The sequence below is a fragment of the Streptomyces sp. NPDC059009 genome (genome assembly GCF_042740175.1).
GTDB lineage: Bacteria > Actinomycetota > Actinomycetes > Streptomycetales > Streptomycetaceae > Streptomyces.
Map to the genome: position 1 here is coordinate 119,376 of NZ_JBHYJB010000009.1, position 18,385 is coordinate 137,760.

At 70.2% G+C, this 18,385-nt stretch carries 19 protein-coding genes and 1 riboswitch; of the genes, 18 read left to right on the forward strand and 1 reads right to left on the reverse strand.

Going from position 1 to position 18,385, the window contains the following annotated elements; genetic code table 11:
• Positions 1-14 precede the first annotated feature (14 nt).
• The 7 genes from ACFWYM_RS11385 to ACFWYM_RS11415 all read left to right on the forward strand — a co-directional run bounded on the left by ACFWYM_RS11385 (position 15) and on the right by ACFWYM_RS11415 (position 6,082).
• The gene (locus ACFWYM_RS11385; RefSeq protein WP_384833915.1) at positions 15-560 is read left to right on the forward strand and encodes an NUDIX hydrolase; all 546 of its coding nucleotides are present in this window, start codon (positions 15-17) and stop codon (positions 558-560) included.
• Positions 561-615: 55 nt separating this feature from the next.
• Positions 616-924 carry a DUF2469 domain-containing protein gene (locus tag ACFWYM_RS11390; RefSeq protein WP_017947641.1) on the forward strand — a complete coding sequence of 103 codons (309 nt, stop codon included), beginning with the start codon at positions 616-618 and terminating at the stop codon, positions 922-924.
• A gap of 129 nt (positions 925-1,053) precedes the next feature.
• Positions 1,054-1,431 carry a YraN family protein gene (locus ACFWYM_RS11395; protein ID WP_384833626.1) on the forward strand — a complete coding sequence of 126 codons (378 nt, stop codon included), beginning with the start codon at positions 1,054-1,056 and terminating at the stop codon, positions 1,429-1,431.
• A complete protein-coding gene (locus tag ACFWYM_RS11400) occupies positions 1,431-3,041 on the forward strand; it encodes a YifB family Mg chelatase-like AAA ATPase (RefSeq protein ID WP_384833629.1) in 1,611 nt (536 codons plus the stop codon). The genes ACFWYM_RS11395 and ACFWYM_RS11400 overlap by 1 nt, the downstream gene beginning before the upstream one ends.
• Positions 3,041-4,216 carry a DNA-processing protein DprA gene (gene dprA, locus ACFWYM_RS11405; RefSeq protein WP_384833632.1) on the forward strand — a complete coding sequence of 392 codons (1,176 nt, stop codon included), beginning with the start codon at positions 3,041-3,043 and terminating at the stop codon, positions 4,214-4,216. Before ACFWYM_RS11400 ends, dprA begins: the two co-directional genes overlap by 1 nt.
• Before the next feature lie 301 nt (positions 4,217-4,517).
• Positions 4,518-5,360, forward strand: a complete 843-nt coding sequence (gene whiG, locus ACFWYM_RS11410; RefSeq protein WP_384833635.1) for an RNA polymerase sigma factor WhiG — start codon at positions 4,518-4,520, stop codon at positions 5,358-5,360.
• Positions 5,361-5,524: 164 nt separating this feature from the next.
• On the forward strand, positions 5,525-6,082 hold the full coding sequence (locus ACFWYM_RS11415; RefSeq protein ID WP_384833917.1) for a TetR/AcrR family transcriptional regulator: 558 nt from the start codon (positions 5,525-5,527) through the stop codon (positions 6,080-6,082).
• A 90-nt stretch (positions 6,083-6,172) separates the two neighbouring features.
• Here ACFWYM_RS11415 and ACFWYM_RS11420 read toward each other — a convergent pair whose 3' ends face one another.
• Complete coding sequence (locus ACFWYM_RS11420; protein WP_384833638.1) at positions 6,173-6,652, reverse strand: murein hydrolase activator EnvC family protein; 480 nt, start codon at positions 6,650-6,652, stop codon at positions 6,173-6,175.
• A gap of 468 nt (positions 6,653-7,120) precedes the next feature.
• Here ACFWYM_RS11420 and rpsB point away from each other — a divergent pair, with 468 nt between their 5' ends.
• From rpsB to ACFWYM_RS11475, 11 genes are all read left to right on the forward strand, one after another.
• Positions 7,121-8,035 (forward strand): 30S ribosomal protein S2, encoded by a 915-nt coding sequence (gene rpsB, locus ACFWYM_RS11425; protein ID WP_384833641.1) that lies wholly within the window; start codon positions 7,121-7,123, stop codon positions 8,033-8,035.
• Between the two features lie 143 nt (positions 8,036-8,178).
• Entirely contained in the window at positions 8,179-9,015 is an 837-nt protein-coding gene (gene tsf / locus ACFWYM_RS11430; protein WP_384833644.1) for a translation elongation factor Ts, read from the forward strand.
• Between the two features lie 220 nt (positions 9,016-9,235).
• Positions 9,236-9,994, forward strand: a complete 759-nt coding sequence (gene pyrH, locus ACFWYM_RS11435; protein WP_384833647.1) for a UMP kinase — start codon at positions 9,236-9,238, stop codon at positions 9,992-9,994.
• A 146-nt stretch (positions 9,995-10,140) separates the two neighbouring features.
• Positions 10,141-10,698 carry a ribosome recycling factor gene (gene frr / locus ACFWYM_RS11440; RefSeq protein ID WP_384833650.1) on the forward strand — a complete coding sequence of 186 codons (558 nt, stop codon included), beginning with the start codon at positions 10,141-10,143 and terminating at the stop codon, positions 10,696-10,698.
• A gap of 34 nt (positions 10,699-10,732) precedes the next feature.
• On the forward strand, positions 10,733-11,872 hold the full coding sequence (locus tag ACFWYM_RS11445; protein WP_384833653.1) for a phosphatidate cytidylyltransferase: 1,140 nt from the start codon (positions 10,733-10,735) through the stop codon (positions 11,870-11,872).
• Positions 11,873-11,992: 120 nt separating this feature from the next.
• Positions 11,993-12,172 (forward strand): hypothetical protein, encoded by a 180-nt coding sequence (locus ACFWYM_RS11450; RefSeq protein WP_384833656.1) that lies wholly within the window; start codon positions 11,993-11,995, stop codon positions 12,170-12,172.
• A gap of 78 nt (positions 12,173-12,250) precedes the next feature.
• On the forward strand, positions 12,251-13,357 hold the full coding sequence (gene rlmN, locus ACFWYM_RS11455) for a 23S rRNA (adenine(2503)-C(2))-methyltransferase RlmN (protein ID WP_384833659.1): 1,107 nt from the start codon (positions 12,251-12,253) through the stop codon (positions 13,355-13,357).
• A gap of 35 nt (positions 13,358-13,392) precedes the next feature.
• Positions 13,393-13,510: riboswitch (TPP riboswitch) on the forward strand.
• A 77-nt stretch (positions 13,511-13,587) separates the two neighbouring features.
• Positions 13,588-14,697 (forward strand): thiamine ABC transporter substrate binding subunit, encoded by a 1,110-nt coding sequence (locus ACFWYM_RS11460; RefSeq protein WP_384833662.1) that lies wholly within the window; start codon positions 13,588-13,590, stop codon positions 14,695-14,697.
• Complete coding sequence (locus tag ACFWYM_RS11465) at positions 14,673-16,370, forward strand: ABC transporter permease (RefSeq protein WP_384833665.1); 1,698 nt, start codon at positions 14,673-14,675, stop codon at positions 16,368-16,370. Before ACFWYM_RS11460 ends, ACFWYM_RS11465 begins: the two co-directional genes overlap by 25 nt.
• Positions 16,370-17,527, forward strand: coding sequence for an ABC transporter ATP-binding protein (locus tag ACFWYM_RS11470; RefSeq protein ID WP_384833668.1), 1,158 nt, complete (start codon positions 16,370-16,372; stop codon positions 17,525-17,527). Before ACFWYM_RS11465 ends, ACFWYM_RS11470 begins: the two co-directional genes overlap by 1 nt.
• A gap of 10 nt (positions 17,528-17,537) precedes the next feature.
• Positions 17,538-18,329, forward strand: coding sequence for a maleylpyruvate isomerase family mycothiol-dependent enzyme (locus ACFWYM_RS11475; RefSeq protein ID WP_384833671.1), 792 nt, complete (start codon positions 17,538-17,540; stop codon positions 18,327-18,329).
• Positions 18,330-18,385: the final 56 nt, after the last annotated feature.

The window sequence follows — 18,385 nt, forward strand, 5'->3', positions numbered from 1 at the left end:
CCAGGCAGGTGAACATGTCGGCTGACCCAGCAGGCGAGCAGGCGCCCGTCCCGGACGAGGGCGACGTCGCGACCCGGCCGCTGCGCAAGGTCGCGAGGGTCGTGCTGCTCGACCCCGAGGACCGGATCCTGCTGCTGCACGGCCACGAGCCGGGCGACCAGAAGGACGACTGGTGGTTCACGCCGGGCGGCGGCCTCGAGGGCGACGAGACGCGGACTGAGGCCGCGCTGCGTGAACTGGCCGAGGAGACCGGCATCACAGACGTCGACCTCGGGCCGGTGCTGTGGCGCAGGATCTGCTCCTTCCCGTTCGCCGGGCGCCGCTGGGACCAGGACGAGTGGTACTACCTGGCCCGTACGACGCAGCGGACGGCGGCCGTAGCCGAAGGGCTCACGGAGCTGGAGCGACGCAGCGTCGACGGAGCGCGCTGGTGGACGTGCCGGGAACTGACCGAGGCACATGAGACGGTATATCCGACCAGACTCGCCGAGCTGCTCCGCAGGCTGCTCGACGAGGGTCCCCCGGACCATCCCGAGATCCTCGACACGGAAATCGTGTAGGGGCTCGCGGGGCTGACGCACAATAGGGGGACGCACGGCTGAAGGGGAACATGCCATGAGCGCCGAGGACCTCGAGAAGTACGAGACCGAGATGGAGCTGAAGCTCTACCGGGAGTACCGCGATGTCGTCGGTCTGTTCAAATACGTGATCGAGACCGAGCGGCGCTTCTACCTCACCAACGACTACGAGATGCAGGTGCACTCGGTCCAGGGTGAGGTCTTCTTCGAGGTGTCCATGGCGGACGCCTGGGTGTGGGACATGTATCGGCCCGCACGATTCGTGAAGCAGGTCCGGGTCCTCACGTTCAAGGACGTGAACATCGAGGAGCTCAACAAGAGCGACCTGGAGCTCCCGCAGGGGTGACCCGACCCCGACCCCGGAGCCTGCCGCCCCCGCAAGGGTGACCGAGTTGTCCACAACCCGGCACCCGTCCACCAAGATCCAAAAGGCGGGGGCCAGTGCATGACCGTTGATGCCGGAGGTGGTGCCGGCATGAACGCACGGGGGGCACTGGGCAAGTACGGCGAGGGACTGGCCGCGCGGCGGCTGACCGAAGCCGGCATGACGGTTCTGGCGCGCAACTGGCGCGCGGGCAGAGCCGGAGAGATCGACATCGTCGCCCTCGACGGAGACGCACTCGTCGTCTGCGAGGTCAAGACGCGCCGCACCGGCCGCCTCGGCCCCGGGATCTACGAACACCCGATGGCGGCCGTGAACCGCACCAAGGCCGAGCGGCTGCGCCGCCTCGCCGAGCACTGGATCGACCAACGCGGCGGCCCGCCACCAGGCGGCGTCCGCATCGACCTCGTGGGCGTCCTCGTGCCCCGCCGAGGCGCCCCCGTGGTGGAGCACGCCAGGGGGGTGGCCTGATGGGATTCGCGCGCACCTGCTCCGTGGCGCTCGTCGGCGTCGAAGGCGTGGTCGTCGAAGTACAGGCCGACCTGGAACCCGGCGTCGCGGCGTTCACCCTCGTCGGGCTGCCCGACAAGAGCCTCACGGAGAGCCGGGACAGAGTCCGGGCCGCCGTGGTCAACTCGGGCGGCGCATGGCCACAGAAGAAGCTCACCGTGGGGCTCAGCCCCGCCTCGGTCCCCAAAGGCGGCAGCGGCTTCGACCTGGCCGTGGCCTGCGCGGTCCTCGGCGCCGCCGAGCGCATCGACCCCCGGGTCCTCGCCGATATCGTCATGATCGGCGAGCTGGGACTCGACGGACGCGTACGGCCCGTACGCGGCGTACTCCCCGCCGTCCTCGCCGCCGCCGACGCGGGCTACGAACAAGTCGTGGTCCCCGAGTGCACAGCAGCCGAAGCCGCACTCGTACCAGGCATCTCCGTCCTCGGCGTACGCAGCCTGCGCCAGCTCATCGCCGTACTCACCGACGAACCCGTCCCCGACGAGCCACCGGACGAAGTCGGGCGGCCCGACCCGATGCTCGCGGGCCTCAGCGTGCCCGGCGCCGGAGCCGGCACCGGCCTCGTCCCCGACGACACACACGGCCTCGACCTCGCCGACGTCGTCGGCCAGGTCTCCGCGCGCACAGCCGTCGAAGTGGCCGCCGCCGGCGCCCACCACCTCTTCCTGCTCGGCCCACCCGGCGCAGGCAAGACCATGCTCGCCGAACGCCTGCCCGCGATCCTGCCCCCACTCAGCCGCGAAGAGTCCCTCGAAGTGACCGCCGTGCACTCCGTGGCAGGCATGCTGCCCCCGGGCAAACCACTCGTCGACACCGCCCCCTACTGCGCACCCCACCACTCCGCGACGATGCAGTCCCTCGTCGGCGGCGGCCAGGGAATCCCCCGCCCAGGAGCGGTGTCCCTGGCCCACCGCGGCGTCCTGTTCCTCGACGAGGCACCGGAATTCAGCAGCCGGGCCCTGGACTCCCTGCGCCAGCCCCTGGAGTCCGGACACGTCGTGATCGCCCGCAGCGCCGGAGTGGTGCGCCTGCCCGCGAAATTCCTCATGGTCCTCGCCGCGAACCCCTGCCCCTGCGGTCAGCACTCCCTCATGGGCGACGGCTGCGAATGCCCACCCGCCCTCGTCCGCCGCTACCAGGCCCGCCTCTCCGGCCCTCTCCTCGACCGCGTCGACCTCAAAGTGGAGGTGGAGCCCGTCACCCGCTCCGAGCTCTCCGGATACACCGCACGAGGCGAGACCACCCAGATCGTCGGCGAGCGGGTGCGCGAGGCCCGCGAAAGAGCGACCGCCCGGCTCGCGGGCACCGGCTGGCGCACCAACAGCGAAGTGCCCGGCCACGCCCTGCGCTCCCGCTGGCCCGCCGCCCCCGGCGCCCTCGACCTGGCCGAACGCGACCTGGAGCGGGGCTTCCTGACCGCCCGCGGCCTCGACCGGGTGCTGCGAGTCGCCTGGACCGTCGCGGATCTCGCCGGGCGGGACCGGCCCGGCGCACAGGACGTCGCCCTCGCCCTCCAACTGCGCACCGGCATCTCCCGGGGCGTGCCCATGGCGATCGGAGCCGGCTGATGGCGCCCGACGCGGCCCCGGAGCGGGAACGCCGGGCGCGCATCGCCCTCACCCGCGTCCTGGAACCCGGAGACCAGGCGTGCGGCCGATGGCTGCGGGAGAGCGGACCCGCCGAGGTGCTGCGCAGGCTCACCGAGAGCGAACCGGACGGCGAGACGGAGGAGCGGCCACCGGGCATCGGCGCGAAACGCTGGGCCGGACTGCGGGCACGCGCTGAGCGAGCCGAACCGGAGCGCGACCTGCAGGCCGCGGCCCGCGTCGGTGCCCGGTTCGTGTGCCCGGGGGACCAGGAGTGGCCGGGGCAGCTCGACGACCTGGGGGACACACGGCCCGTGGGGCTGTGGGTGCGCGGGCGACCCAGCCTGCGGATATGGGCGCTGCGGTCGGTGGCCGTCGTCGGCGCCCGGGCCTGCACCGAGTACGGGGCACACATGGCGGCGGCCCTCGGCTCGGGGCTCGCCGAGCGCGGCTGGGTCGTGGTGTCCGGGGGCGCGTACGGGGTGGACGGGGCGGCGCACCGAGGGGCACTCGGGGCGGGTGGGGCCACCGTGGCGGTGCTCGCGTGCGGGGTGGACCAGTCCTATCCGCGCGGGCACACCGAGTTGCTCGACCGGATCGCCGAACAGGGCCTCGTCATCGGTGAATTGCCGCCCGGTGACCACCCCACACCGAGCCGGTTCATCCTCCGGAACAGAGTCATCGCCGCACTCACCCGGGGCACGGTCGTCGTCGAGGCCGCATACCGCAGCGGCGCCCTGGTGACCGCGCGGGCGGCACAACGGCTCGGCCGGTTCACGATGGGGGTGCCGGGGCCGGTCACCAGCGGGCTCTCGGCCGGAGTGCATGAACTCCTGCGCGGGGAGGGGGTCCTGGTCACCGACGCGGAGGAAGTGGCCGAACTGGTCGGCGACATGGGAGAGCTCGCACCGGAGCGACGAGGCCCCGTCGTGCCGCGCGACCTGCTCACCCCCGGCGCGGCCCGGGTCCTGGCCGCACTGCCCGGCCGCGGAACCGCCTCGGTGCCCGACATCGCACGAGACGCCGGAACGGCACCGGACGACGCCGTGAGTCGACTGTACGAGCTCCGTTCACTCGGATTCGTCGAACGACACGGCGATGGCTGGCAGTTGACACGCCAGACGATGGTGCCCGTTGCGCCACCTTCATGTGATTGATGACAGAGAGTGTTCCGCCGTCCGGATGACCCCCGATGGCCTTGGGAAATCGCGGAGTTGATGCCGCGGGTTCGTCACGCTCTGCGACCGGAGGTGCTGCATCGGTCGCTCAGCGGAACGTATCTGCGTACGCGCGATCCCATACTCTTCGCACACTGCGACACTTCAGTCACGCTACGCTCACAAGGATTCCGACGCGGCAGGCAAACAGACGGACAAGCTCATTCAGTTCACGCAAGGTCACCACCCCACCGGTGCACGCGATCTCACCGGCTCACGGCAGAACGGCTCAAGGCGACGAATGCCCCAGCACACCTCCGGTTCTGACCGGGCGGCTGTTCCCCCAGCTGCCCGCAGCGGCGAGCGGGAGCGGCCCCCCGCACCCACGTCGCTGGACGAGCTGTGGCGGTCGTACAAGGCGACGGGGGACGGGCGCCTGCGCGAACAGTTGATCCTGCACTACTCACCGCTGGTGAAATACGTCGCGGGCCGGGTGAGCGTCGGACTCCCACCCAACGTCGAGCAAGCCGACTTCGTCTCCTCCGGCGTCTTCGGACTCATCGACGCGATCGAGAAGTTCGACATCGAGCGCGAGATCAAGTTCGAGACATACGCGATCACCCGCATCCGGGGCGCCATGATCGACGAACTCCGCGCCCTCGACTGGATTCCCCGCTCCGTACGACAGAAGGCGCGCAACGTGGAGCGCGCCTACGCCACACTCGAGGCGAAGCTGCGACGCACCCCGTCGGAGAGCGAGGTCGCCGCCGAGATGGGCGTCGCACTCGAAGAACTGCACGCGGTTTTCAGCCAGTTGTCCCTCGCGAACGTGGTGGCACTCGAAGAGCTGCTGCACGTCGGCGGCGAAGGCGGCGACCGGCTCAGCCTCATGGACACCCTCGAGGACCACGCCGCCGACAACCCCGTCGAAGTCGCCGAGGACCGGGAGTTGAGGCGCCTCCTCGCCCGGGCGATCAACACACTGCCGGAGCGCGAGAAGACCGTCGTCACCCTCTACTACTACGAAGGGCTCACCCTCGCGGAGATCGGCAACGTCCTCGGTGTGACAGAGAGCCGAGTGAGCCAGATCCACACCAAATCGGTGCTCCAGCTGAGAGCGAAGCTGGCGAGTTTCGGACGGTGAGATGCGCCGGGCAGGCGCGCTGCTGAATCGTGTCTGCCACGCCCCCGGCCGTCCCCCGGCCGTCCCTCGGCCCGGCTCCCGCACCGGTGGCACGCTTGAACGGACTCCCGTGCCGGGCCCCGCGTCCGTAAAGTGGAGACGTGCCAAGGATTCGAGCGGCCTCCGTGGCCGAGCACCGGTCGATGCAGCGCGGCGCCCTCCTGGACGCCGCGCGATCCCTGCTGTCCGAAGGCGGTACGGAGGCGCTGACCTTCCCCGCGCTCGCCGAACGCACGGGGCTCGCGCGATCCTCCGTCTACGAGTACTTCCGCTCCCGGGCCGCCGTCGTCGAAGAGCTCTGCGAGGTCGACTTCCCCGTCTGGGCGGCGGAGGTGTCCGCCGCGATGCAGGCCGCCGACACCGCCGAGGGCAAGGTCGAGGCGTATGTGCGCCAGCAGCTCTCCCTGGTCGGCGACCGGAGGCACCGCGCCGTCGTCGCGATCTCCGCGAGCGAACTCGACGCGGGGGCGCGAGAGAAGATCCGCGCGGCGCACGGCGGCCTCGTGGCGATGATCGTCGAAGCCCTCGAAACACTCGGACACGAGCAGCCCCGGCTCGCCGCGATGCTGCTCCAGGGCATCGTCGACGCAGCGGTCCGACGGATCGAGCTGGGAGCGGCGGAGGACCCCGGGGCGATCACGGAGGCGGCTGTGGGGATGGCGTTGCGGGGCGTTCGGGGCTGAATCGAGCTCTACCGGGGCCCCTCCCCCCCCACCCCCACCCCCCCCACCCCCACCCCCCCCCGCCCCCTCCCCACCCCCCTCGACTTCAGCTCAAGAACGCACCTCCACCCCCGCCTCCACTCCCAGCTCCACCCCCACCACAGGCAGCAACCGGCTCGGCCCCGGTCGCAGTACCCACGGCGGCAGCAGGTCCAGGGGGTTCAGGTAGTGGTCGGCGCGGAGCAGGCCCCAGTGCAGGCAGGAGGTTCGGGGGCAGTGGGGTCGTGGGTGTTCCAGGGTGCCGATGGGGTCGCCTGCGTTGACCTTGTCGCCCTTGGTGACCGTTGCCCGGACCGGTTCGTAGGTGGTGCGTAGGGGTGGGGTGCCTGTGCCGGAGAGTTTCACCGTGATGACGCCGCGGTCGGCGATGCGGCCCGCGAAGGTGACCCGGCCTGTGGCGACGGCGCGTACGGGGGTGTCCGGTGGGGCGGCCAGGTCCACGCCGCGGTGGCCTGGTCCGTACTGCGTGGCGGGTGGGTCCCAGCCGCGTACGACCACGGGGTGGGAAGTCGTCGGCCAGGCGCGGCCCACCGTCGGGACTGGGGGGTCGGGGGCGGTGCGGGCCGAGGGTGGGTGGGGGGTCGGGGGTGGGTGGTCCGCGGCTGTGGCGGCGGGGGTGAGCAGGGCTGCCGCTGTGCCTGCTCCGACCGCTGCCGAAGTGGCCGCGGCCGATGCTCCACGCATCAGTTTTCGCCGTGTGGGGCGGGGGTTCTGTCGCATGTGATGACGGTCCCGGATCGGGCGGGGTGGCGGGGATCATGGCCTGGATCTGTGGAGTACCCGCTGGTTGTGGACAGCGGCGTCACCCGCGGCCTCGCGGGTCCCGTACACTTCATGTGGCGATCCGGGTCACCGGGTCGACTTCGCACGCCCCGACATCAGGCCATCACCAGCCGGTGTCAGCGCCCCTCGGTCCTTTGCGGCACGGCGCATGCGGGCGTCAGGCGCAGGTGCCGTCCGGCACCCGCGGCACAACCGAGAACACCAAGGAGTACGGCCATGGCCGTCGTCACGATGCGGGAGCTGCTGGAGAGCGGCGTCCACTTCGGTCACCAGACCCGTCGTTGGAACCCGAAGATGAAGCGCTTCATCTTCACGGAGCGCAACGGCATCTACATCATCGACCTGCTCCAGTCGCTGTCGTACATCGACCGCGCCTACGAGTTCGTCAAGGAGACCGTTGCCCACGGCGGCACGGTCATGTTCGTCGGCACGAAGAAGCAGGCGCAGGAGGCGATCGCCGAGCAGGCGACCCGCGTCGGCATGCCCTACGTCAACCAGCGCTGGCTGGGCGGCATGCTCACCAACTTCTCGACCGTCTACAAGCGTCTGCAGCGCCTCAAGGAGCTCGAGCAGATCGACTTCGAGGACGTCGCCGCGTCCGGTCTGACCAAGAAGGAGCTTCTCGTGCTCTCGCGCGAGAAGGCCAAGCTGGAGAAGACCCTCGGTGGTATCCGCGAGATGCAGAAGGTGCCCAGCGCCGTCTGGATCGTGGACACCAAGAAGGAGCACATCGCTGTCGGTGAGGCCCGGAAGCTCAACATTCCGGTTGTCGCCATCCTCGACACCAACTGTGACCCCGACGAGGTCGACTACAAGATCCCGGGCAACGACGACGCGATCCGCTCCGTCACCCTGCTCACCCGCGTGATCGCCGACGCCGTCGCCGAGGGCCTCATCGCCCGTTCCGGCGTTGCCGCCGGTGACTCGAAGCCGGGCGAGAAGGCCCAGGGCGAGCCGCTCGCCGAGTGGGAGCGCGACCTGCTCGAGGGTGAGAAGAAGGCTGACGCCGAGAAGGCCGACGAGCCGAAGGCTGAGGAGCCGAAGGCTGACGAGGCGAAGGCCGAGGAGCCCAAGGCCGAGGAGCCCAAGGCTGCTGAGGCCGAGGCCGAGAAGCCGGCCGAGCAGGGCTGATTCTCGCGGTCCGGGATCCGACCGCATGCGTCGGTATCCGGCCGCACAGATTCGGTAGTTGACGGCGGGGGCCCGATCGGCCCCCGCCGTTCACCCGTAGATCTTCGTAGATCCTTCAGACTTCGAGAGAGAAATTCACGATCATGGCGAACTACACCGCCGCTGACGTCAAGAAGCTCCGTGAGCTCACGGGCGCCGGCATGATGGACTGCAAGAAGGCGCTCGACGAGGCCGAGGGCAACGTCGACAAGGCCGTCGAGGCGCTCCGCATCAAGGGCCAGAAGGGCGTCGCCAAGCGTGAGGGCCGCTCCGCCGAGAACGGCGCCGTGGTCTCCCTCATCGCCGACGACAACACCTCCGGTGTCATCGTCGAGCTGAAGTGCGAGACGGACTTCGTCGCCAAGGGCGAGAAGTTCCAGGCCGTCGCGAACGAGCTGGCCGCGCACATCGCCAAGACCTCCCCGGCTGACCTGGAGGCGCTGCTCGCCTCCGAGATCGCCGCGGGCAAGACCGTCCAGGCGTTCGTGGACGAGGCCAACGCGACCCTCGGCGAGAAGATCGTCCTGGACCGCTTCGCGCAGTTCTCCGGTGGCTACGTCGCCGCCTACATGCACCGCACGATGCCCGACCTGCCCCCGCAGATCGGTGTCCTCGTCGAGCTGGACAAGCCCAACGCCGAGGTCGCCAAGGGCATCGCGCAGCACATCGCCGCGTTCGCCCCGAAGTACCTGGCCAAGGACGACGTCCCGGCCGACGTCGTCGAGGCCGAGCGCCGCGTCGCCGAGGAGACCACGCGCGCGGAGGGCAAGCCCGAGGCCGCCCTGCCGAAGATCGTCGAGGGTCGCCTCAACGGCTTCTTCAAGGACGCGACGCTGCTCGGTCAGCCGTACGCGCTCGACAACAAGAAGTCCGTCGAGAAGGTCCTCCAGGAGGCCGGTGTCAGCCTGAAGCGCTTCTCGCGCATCAAGGTCGGCATCTGAGTCTGTACGTGGCAGACCGCTGAGCCCGCTAGGGTCTTCAGCGGCCACCGCGTACGGAACGTCGCGCGGGTGTGGTGCGGGAGACCGCCACCACGACCTCGTGGGCGACGGACGACCGCAGTTCTGACGAGGAGGCCATTGCCGCGCATGGGATGCGAAACGACACCCCAGCGGCAGTGGCCTTCTTCGTATGTGTGACACGCAAGGAAGCGAGATCTCCATGACCAAGGCCGACTCCAAGAGTGACGACGGCAAAGTTGCCGGGCGCTTCCTGTTGAAGCTCTCCGGCGAGGCGTTCGCCGGGGGCGGGGCGCTCGGCGTCGACCCCGACGTGGTGCACAAGATCGCCCGGGAGATCGCGGCGGTCGTCCGCGACGGCTTCGAGATCGCCATCGTCATCGGCGGCGGCAACTTCTTCCGCGGCGCCGAGCTCCAGCAGCGCGGCATGGACCGGGCCCGCTCCGACTACATGGGCATGCTCGGCACCGTCATGAACTGCCTTGCCCTGCAGGACTTCCTGGAGAAGGAAGGCATCGACTCCCGCGTCCAGACCGCCATCACGATGGGGCAGGTCGCGGAGCCGTACATCCCGCTGCGTGCCGTGCGTCACCTGGAGAAGGGCCGTGTGGTCATCTTCGGTGCCGGTATGGGCATGCCGTACTTCTCCACCGACACCACCGCCGCGCAGCGTGCCCTGGAGATCGACGCCGAGGCCATGCTGATGGGCAAGAACGGCGTGGACGGTGTCTATGACTCCGACCCCAAGACCAACCCCGACGCGGTGAAGTTCGACGCGCTCGGATACAGCGAGGTCATCACCCGCGACCTGAAGGTCGCGGACGCCACGGCGATCACCCTGTGCCGGGACAACAAGCTGCCGATCCTCGTCTTCGAGCTGCTCGCCGAGGGCAATATCGCGCGGGCCGTCAAGGGTGAGAAGATCGGCACGCTCGTGGGCGACCACGACACTCGGTCCTGACTCCGGGGTGTCCCGCACGGGACGCCAGGACGTCCCTCGAGGGATGGACAAAGCCCTGACGGTCGGACACCGTGCAGGGAAAGAGACGCGACGCAGCCGGCCGCCCCATGGACGCCGGGCCCACTCAAGACACGCAGGAGCAAGTGGTGATCGAAGAGACCCTCCTCGAGGCCGAGGAGAAGATGGAGAAGGCCGTCGTGGTCGCCAAGGAGGACTTCGCCGCGATCCGCACTGGTCGTGCGCACCCGGCGATGTTCAACAAGATCGTGGCCGACTACTACGGCGCGCTGACGCCGATCAACCAGCTGGCCTCGTTCTCGGTTCCCGAGCCGCGGATGGCCGTGGTGACCCCGTTCGACAAGAGCGCGCTGCGCAACATCGAGCAGGCGATCCGCGACTCCGACCTGGGCGTCAATCCGAGCAACGACGGCAACATCATTCGTGTGACGTTCCCCGAGCTCACCGAGGAGCGCCGCCGCGAGTACATCAAGGTCGCCAAGACCAAGGCCGAGGACTCCAAGATCTCGATTCGCTCCGTCCGCCGCAAGGCCAAGGAGACCCTCGACAAGCTCGTCAAGGACAAGGAGTCCGGCGAGGACGAGGTGCGTCGCGCCGAGAAGGAGCTCGACGACACCACCGCCAAGTACGTCGCTCAGGTGGACGAGCTGCTCAAGCACAAGGAAGCCGAGCTGCTCGAGGTCTGAGTCAGGTCCGAGGGAACTCTGAGGAATCCGATCCGTGAACGACTCTTCCTGGGGGGCGCCGCCCAGAGCGGGGTACTGGGGGCCGCCCGGCCAGGGGCCCGTCCAGGGTGCCGCCCCGACCGGCCCCGCATACGATGCGCATGACGCCGTGCAGCCTTCAGAGACGCAGCCCATGCCCATCGTGCCCGACATGCCCGCGAGCGGCGGGGCCCAGGACGACGACCGGGGGGCCGCTCGGCTGAGTGGCCCCCTGTTCCGTGACGAGTACGAGTCCCCGCGCCCGACGCCCACGCCCCCGCAGGAGCCCATGCCCAGCGCACCACAGCCCGCGCCGGCCGCGCCGCAGACGCCGCAGAAGAAGAGCGCGGGCCGGGATCTCGGGGCGGCCATAGGAGTCGGTGTCGGACTCGGCGCCGTGATCATCGCCTCGCTGTTCATCGTGAAGGCCGTGTTCATCGGCGTCATAGCGGTCGCCGTCGTGGTGGGCCTGTGGGAGCTGACCTCGCGGCTCGAGGAGCGCAAGGGCATCAAGGCGCCGCTCGTGCCGCTCGCGGTGGGCGGCGCGGCGATGGTGGTCGCCGGATATGTGCGCGGGGCCGAGGGCGCCTGGGTGGCGATGGCCCTCACGGCGCTCGCGGTGCTCGTCTGGCGCATGACGGAGCCGCCCGAGGGCTACCTCAAGGACGTCACGGCCGGGGTCTTCGCGGCGTTCTACGTGCCGTTCCTCGCGACGTTCGTGGCGCTCATGCTGACCGCCGACGACGGGCCGCAGCGGGTCCTCACGTTCCTGCTCCTGACGGTCGTCAGCGACACCGGGGCGTATGCGATCGGCTGGCGCTTCGGCAAGCACAAGCTCGCGCCGCGCATCAGCCCCGGCAAGACCCGCGAGGGCCTGGTCGGAGCGGTGACGTTCGCGATGGCGGCGGGCGCGCTGTGCATGCAGTTCCTGATCGACGGCGGCAGCTGGTGGCAGGGGCTGCTGCTCGGTCTCGCGGTCGCGGCGAGCGCGACGCTCGGGGACCTCGGCGAGTCGATGATCAAGCGGGACCTCGGTATCAAGGACATGGGCACGCTGCTGCCGGGGCACGGCGGGATCATGGACCGGTTGGACTCGTTGCTGCCGACGGCGCCGGTGGTGTGGCTGTTGCTGGTGGCGTTCGTCGGGTCCGGGTGAGACCGGGCGGGTCCGGATGAGGCCGGGCGCCTTGCCCGGGGTCGTGATCTTGGTCCTGTGATCAACTGAGAGCCCCCGTTCCGCTCGGAACGGGGGCTCGTTGACGTAAGGTCCCCGCTCATGGGGCGGGCGCGAGTGGAGAAGGACGGCACCTATCACGGGGACCTGCCGTGCAAGTGGTGCAAGACGCTGATCGGTCAGGGCGGGCGGCGCAGGCCGCGGCAGTACTGCCGGACCTCGCACCGGTGGAAGGAGTACGGCTCTCGGGTCGCCGTGGTGATCGGCGGGATCTTCAGCTGAGGGATTTTTCCGGGGCCGCAGGGGCCCTCTCGGCGGCCGAGTGAGGCAGGGGCGGGCATCTGCGACACTGGTAGAGCCATGCCTAAGCCCGGAGAACTCACCTTTGTCGCGCCCCGCGGAGCCAAGAAGCCCCCGCGGCACCTCGCCGACCTCACGCCCGCCGAGCGCAAGGAAGCCGTCGCCGCCATCGGCGAGAAGCCGTTCCGCGCCAAACAGCTCTCGCAGCACTACTTCGCGCGGTACGCCCACGACCCGGACCAGTGGACGGACATTCCGGCGGCCGCGCGCGGCAAGCTGCAGGAGGCGCTGCTTCCCGAGCTGATGTCGGTGGTGCGGCACATCAGCTGTGACGACGACACCACCCGCAAGACCCTGTGGCGGCTGTTCGACGGGACGCTCGTCGAGTCGGTGCTGATGCGCTATCCCGACCGGGTCACCATGTGCATCAGCTCCCAGGCCGGATGCGGGATGAACTGCCCGTTCTGTGCGACGGGGCAGGCCGGGCTCGACCGGAACCTGTCCACCGCCGAGATCGTCCACCAGATCGTCGACGGGATGCGGGCGCTGCGGGACGGGGAGATTCCCGGCGGACCGGCCAGGCTGTCCAACATCGTGTTCATGGGCATGGGGGAGCCGCTCGCCAACTACAAGCGGGTCGTGCAAGCCATTCGTGCGCTGACCGACCCGGAGCCCGACGGTCTCGGGCTCTCGCAGCGCGGCATCACCGTGTCGACGGTCGGGCTCGTCCCGGCCATCCACCGCTTCGCCGACGAGGGCTTCAAGTGCCGCCTCGCCATCTCGCTGCACGCGCCGGACGACGAGCTGCGCGACACCCTCGTACCGGTCAATACGCGGTGGAAGGTGCGGGAAGTGATGGACGCCGGATGGGAGTACGCCGCCAAGTCGGGGCGCCGGCTGTCCATCGAGTACGCGCTGATCCGGGACATCAACGACCAGGCGTGGCGCGGTGACCGGCTCGGGCGGCTGCTCAAGGGCAAGCCCGTCCATGTGAATCTGATTCCGCTGAACCCGACGCCGGGGTCCAAGTGGACCGCGTCGCGGCCCGAGGACGAGAAGGCGTTCGTCGAGGCCATCGCCGCCCACGGGGTGCCCGTCACCATCCGGGACACCCGTGGTCAGGAGATCGACGGGGCGTGCGGGCAGCTCGCCGCCGCCGAGCGATAGGGCGCCGCGCGGTAGTCTGGCCGAAACACATCTGCATATTCCGACAGGGGAGCGCCACAGCGCTGAGAGTGCGGCAGCCGGGGACAGGCGGGCCGCAGACCCTCTGAACCTTGCCCGGGTCATTCCGGGTAGGAAGTTCGGTCACCACTCATCAAGCTGTTGCGCCCTGCCCGGGAACCCTTCGGGGATCCCGGGCAGGGCCGCGTCTTCTCCTGGTCACCCCAGGAGGAATGAACTCAGTGAGCACCACCAGCAGGACCAGGATCAGGACCAAGAAGGTCTGTGTCGGCGCCGTTGCCGTGGGGCTCGGGCTCGTCGCCGTCTCCGCGTGCGGCAGCTCCGACAGCGGGTCGAAGGCTGACTCCAAGGACGTGACGCTCGTGACCCACGAGTCCTTCAACGTGTCGAAGGACGTCCTGAAGGACTTCGAGAAGCAGTCCGGCTACAAGGTCCACATCCTCAAGAGCGGCGACGCCGGAGAGGCCGTCAACAAGGCCGTCCTCAGCAAGGGCAACCCGCAGGGCGACGTCTTCTTCGGCGTCGACAACACGCTCCTGTCCCGCGCCCTCGACCAGGGCGTCTTCACCCCGTACGAGGCGAAGGGGCTCTCCGGGATCCCGGCCGACCTGCAGCTCGACCGGGGCAAGCACCGCGTCACGCCCGTCGACACCGGTGACATCTGCGTCAACTACGACAAGAAGTACTTCGCCGACCACAAGCTGGCGCCGCCGAAGTCCTTCGACGACCTGATCAAGCCCCAGTACAAGAATCTGCTCGTGACGGAGAACGTCGCCACGTCCTCGCCGGGGCTCGGCTTCATGCTCGCCACCGCCGCCAAGTACGGCGACGACGGCTGGCAGGACTACTGGAAGAAGCTCGACGCCAACGGCGTCAAGGTCGTCGACGGCTGGGAGCAGGCGTACAACGAGGAGTTCTCCGGGTCCGCCGGGGGCAAGAAGGCCAAGGGCGACCGGCCGCTCGTCGTCTCCTACGCCTCGTCGCCGCCCGTCGAGGTCCTCTACGCCAAGCCGCAGCCCAAGGAGGCGCCCACCGGCGTCGCCACCGGGACGTGCTTCAGGCAGATCGAGTTCGCGGGGCTGCTCGACGGCGCGAAGAACGAGAAGGGCGGCAAGGCGCTCCTCGACTTCCTGATCAGCAAGAAGTTCCAGGAGGACATGCCGCTCAACATGTTCGTGAAGCCCGCGCTCAAGGACGCGAAGGTGCCGGAGCTGTTCACCAAGTTCGGTGCGACCGTCCAGCCGGAGACCATGGCGCCCAAGAAGATCGCCGACAACCGTGACGCGTGGGTCAAGTCGTGGACCTCGCTCGTACAGAAGTAGCCCCGAAGGGCCGTGAGGCCCGTGAAGGGGGTTGGCGTGGGAGCGCGGTGCGGCTCGGGCTGATGGCCGTGCCCGTCGCGTTCTTCGCGGTGTTCTTCGCCTATCCCGTCGCGGCGATCGTCGCGCGCGGGCTGAAGGCCGGCGGGGCCTGGCAGTTCGGGCGGATCGCGGATGTGCTCGGGCAGGGTGACATCCGGGACGTGCTGTGGTTCACGACCTGGCAGGCGCTCGCCTCGACCGCGCTCACGCTGCTGATCGCGCTCCCCGGCGCCTATGTCTTCGCGCGCTTCGAGTTTCCCGGCAAGCAGGTGCTGCGGGCCGTCGTCACCGTGCCGTTCGTGCTGCCGACCGTCGTCGTCGGCACGGCGTTCCTGGCGCTGCTCGGGCGCGGCGGGCTCCTCGACGAGTGGTGGGGGGTGCGCCTGGACACCACGGTGTGGGCGATCCTCCTCGCGCACGTCTTCTTCAACTACGCCGTCGTCGTACGGACGGTGGGCGGGCTCTGGTCGCAGCTCGACCCGCGCCAGGAGGAGGCCGCGCGGATGCTCGGCGCCTCCCGGTGGCGGGCCTGGCGGACGGTGACGCTGCCCGCGCTCGCGCCCGCCGTGGCCGCCGCCGCACTGATGGTGTTCCTCTTCACCTTCACGTCGTTCGGCATCGTGCAGATCCTCGGCGGGCCCGCCTACTCCACCCTCGAGGTGGAGATCTACCGGCAGACCGCGCAGCTCCTCGACCTGCCGACGGCCGCCGTGCTCACCCTCGTCCAGTTCGCGGCGGTCGGACTGATCCTCGCCGTGCACGCCTGGACGGTGCGGCGGCGGGAGAGCGCCCTGAAGCTCGTCTCCGCGGCGGCGGTGGCGCGGCGGCCGCGCGGGGCGGGGCAGTGGACGCTGCTCGCGTTCGTCCTCGCCACGATCGTCGTGCTGATCCTGCTGCCGCTCGGCGTCCTCGTGCAGCGCTCCTTCGACGGGCCCGACGGCTTCGGGCTGCTGTACTTCAGGGAGTTGACGTCGGCGGAGGGCGGGGCGTTCCTGGTGCCGCCGATCGACGCGATCGGCAACTCCCTCCAGTACGCCCTCGCGGCCACCGCCATCGCCGTCGTCATCGGCGGGCTGGCGGCCGCCGCGCTCACCCGGAAGGCGGGGCGGCTCGTACGGGGCTTCGACGCGCTGCTGATGCTGCCGCTCGGGGTGTCGGCCGTAACCGTCGGCTTCGGCTTCCTGATCACCCTGGACGAGCCGCCGCTCGACCTGCGCTCCTCATGGATCCTGGTGCCGCTCGCCCAGGCGCTGGTGGGGGTCCCGTTCGTGGTGCGCACCATGCTGCCCGTGCTGCGGGCCGTGGACGGGCGGCTGCGGGAGGCGGCCGCCGTGCTCGGGGCGTCGCCGCTGCGGGCCTGGCGGGAGGTCGACCTGCCGATGGTGCGGCGGGCGCTGCTGATCGCCGCCGGGTTCGCCTTCGCCGTGTCGCTCGGCGAGTTCGGCGCCACCGTGTTCATCGCCCGGCCCGACAACCCGACCCTGCCGGTCGCCGTGGCGCGGCTGCTCGGACGGGCAGGCGACCTCAACTACGGCCAGGCGATGGCCCTTTCGACGATCCTCATGGCGGTGTGCGCGGTGTCGCTGCTGCTCCTCGAACGGATCCGGACCGAACGCACCACGGGAGAGTTCTGATGGCCTTGCTGACGCTCGCGGACGCGACGGTGCGGTTCGGGGAGCGGGCCGCGCTCGACGCCGTGGACTTGTCCGTCGCCGAGCACGAGACCGTGTGCGTGCTCGGGCCCAGCGGCAGCGGCAAGTCGACGCTGCTGCGGGCCGTCGCGGGGCTCCAGGGCCTCGACGGCGGCCGGGTCGTCCTGGACGGCCGCGACCAGGGCGGGGTGCCCGCGCACAAGCGGGGCGTGGGCCTGATGTTCCAGGACCACCAGCTGTTCCCGCAGCGGGACGTGGGCGGCAATGTGTCCTTCGGGCTGCGCATGCATGGCGTCTCGAAGTCCGAACAGGACGTACGCGTACGGGAGTTGCTCGCCCTCGTCGGGCTGCCCGGCGCCGAGAGGAGGGCCGTCGCCACGCTCTCCGGCGGCGAGCAGCAGCGCGTCGCCCTGGCCCGTGCGCTCGCCCCCCGGCCCCGGCTGCTGATGCTGGACGAGCCGCTCGGCCAGCTCGACCGGTCGCTGCGCGAACGGCTCGTCGTCGAACTGCGGGAACTCTTCAGCGAGTTGGGCACGACCGTGCTCGCCGTCACCCATGACCAGGGGGAGGCGTTCGCGCTCGCCGACCGGGTCGTGGTCATGCGGGACGGGCGGATCGCCCAGTCCGGCACGCCACTTGAGGTGTGGCAGCGGCCCGTCGACGCGTTCGTGGCGCGGTTCCTCGGCTTCGACAACGTCGTCGAGGCGACGGTGTCGGGTTCGGGTGATGTGGCCGACACCGTGTGGGGCAAGGTCCCGGTGCCCGCCGGTACCCGGCCGGGCGCGTGCGAGCTGCTGGTGCGGCCCACCGGGGTGCGGCTCGGGGCCGCCGAGGAGGGGCTCGGCTGCGAGGTGGTGGCGCGTACCTTCCGGGGGACCCATGTCGCGGTGCGGCTGCGGCCGGTGGAGGGGCCGCGCATCGAGGCGGCCTGTCCGTTGGGGGAGGCGCCCGAGGTGGGGGACGCGGTGGGGGTCGTGTTCGGGGCTGGGGATGTGGTGGTGCTCGATCGCCGTGACGGACGATGTGACGTAGGTGATGCACCTGACACACCTGATGCGCCTGACACGCCTGATGCACCTGACGCACGGGGTTCCGGGCCATCCGAAACCGGCGTGCGGGGGCCGCTCAAGGCGAACTAGGGTGCGCCCCATGACGACACTGGAGTACGAGCGTTACTGCGACGAAGTCGCCGGTCAGCTGGCCGCGTTGCGGGCGACGCTCACGGGGGCGGACCTCACGGTCACGGTGCCGACCTGTCCCGACTGGACGCTGGGGGAGCTGGCCCGGCACGTCGGGCGGGCGGTGCGGTGGGCGGAGATCATGATGCGGACGGGCACCGACAAGCCCGTCGACGAGAAGGACGTCCCCGGGGCCGCGGCGCCCGGTGACGACGACCCCGCGGGGCTCGACGCCTGGCTGGCCGAGTCGGCGGAGCTCGTGGTGGGGACGCTGCGGGAGGTGGGGCCCGAGGCGTTCGTGTGGACGTGGACCGAGGCGCGGGACGCCGCGTTCTGGGCGCGGCGGATGACCCATGAGGTGGCGATCCACCGGGCGGACGCGGCGATCGCCGTGGGCGTGCCGTACGAGGTGGACCCCGAGGTCGCGGCCGATGCGATCGACGAGTGGCTGGACATCGTGCGGTTCGTGCAGCGGATCCAACCCTCGGACAGCGCCGCCGAGTTGAAGGGGGCGGGGCGGAGCATCCACCTGCACGCCACGGATGCGGGGCCGGGGCCCGAGGCCGAGTGGCTCATCGAGTTCAGGGAGGACGGGTTTGTGTGGCGGCGGGGGCATGAGAAGGCGACGGTCGCCTTGCGGGGGCCGTTGACGGAGGTGTTGCTCGCCTTCTACCGGAGGCGAGGGCTGGACGAGGGTGGTGTCGAGGTGCTGGGGGAGCGGGAGTTGCTGGACTTCTGGCTGGAGCGGGCGTCGTTCGGGTGAGCGGTGGGGCCGGGCCGGGCTGTGCCTCCGGCGGGTTTTCCCCAGCCCCGCCCCGT

Coding starts and splice junctions, on each gene's coding strand:
- ACFWYM_RS11385 (WP_384833915.1), top strand. CDS start 15: ATGTCGGCTGACCCAGCAGGCGAGCAGGCGCCCGTCCCGGACGAGGGC.
- ACFWYM_RS11390 (WP_017947641.1), top strand. CDS start 616: ATGAGCGCCGAGGACCTCGAGAAGTACGAGACCGAGATGGAGCTGAAG.
- ACFWYM_RS11395 (WP_384833626.1), top strand. CDS start 1,054: ATGAACGCACGGGGGGCACTGGGCAAGTACGGCGAGGGACTGGCCGCG.
- ACFWYM_RS11400 (WP_384833629.1), top strand. CDS start 1,431: ATGGGATTCGCGCGCACCTGCTCCGTGGCGCTCGTCGGCGTCGAAGGC.
- dprA (WP_384833632.1), top strand. CDS start 3,041: ATGGCGCCCGACGCGGCCCCGGAGCGGGAACGCCGGGCGCGCATCGCC.
- whiG (WP_384833635.1), top strand. CDS start 4,518: ATGCCCCAGCACACCTCCGGTTCTGACCGGGCGGCTGTTCCCCCAGCT.
- rpsB (WP_384833641.1), top strand. CDS start 7,121: ATGGCCGTCGTCACGATGCGGGAGCTGCTGGAGAGCGGCGTCCACTTC.
- tsf (WP_384833644.1), top strand. CDS start 8,179: ATGGCGAACTACACCGCCGCTGACGTCAAGAAGCTCCGTGAGCTCACG.
- pyrH (WP_384833647.1), top strand. CDS start 9,236: ATGACCAAGGCCGACTCCAAGAGTGACGACGGCAAAGTTGCCGGGCGC.
- ACFWYM_RS11450 (WP_384833656.1), top strand. CDS start 11,993: ATGGGGCGGGCGCGAGTGGAGAAGGACGGCACCTATCACGGGGACCTG.
- rlmN (WP_384833659.1), top strand. CDS start 12,251: ATGCCTAAGCCCGGAGAACTCACCTTTGTCGCGCCCCGCGGAGCCAAG.
- ACFWYM_RS11460 (WP_384833662.1), top strand. CDS start 13,588: ATGAACTCAGTGAGCACCACCAGCAGGACCAGGATCAGGACCAAGAAG.
- ACFWYM_RS11470 (WP_384833668.1), top strand. CDS start 16,370: ATGGCCTTGCTGACGCTCGCGGACGCGACGGTGCGGTTCGGGGAGCGG.
- ACFWYM_RS11475 (WP_384833671.1), top strand. CDS start 17,538: ATGACGACACTGGAGTACGAGCGTTACTGCGACGAAGTCGCCGGTCAG.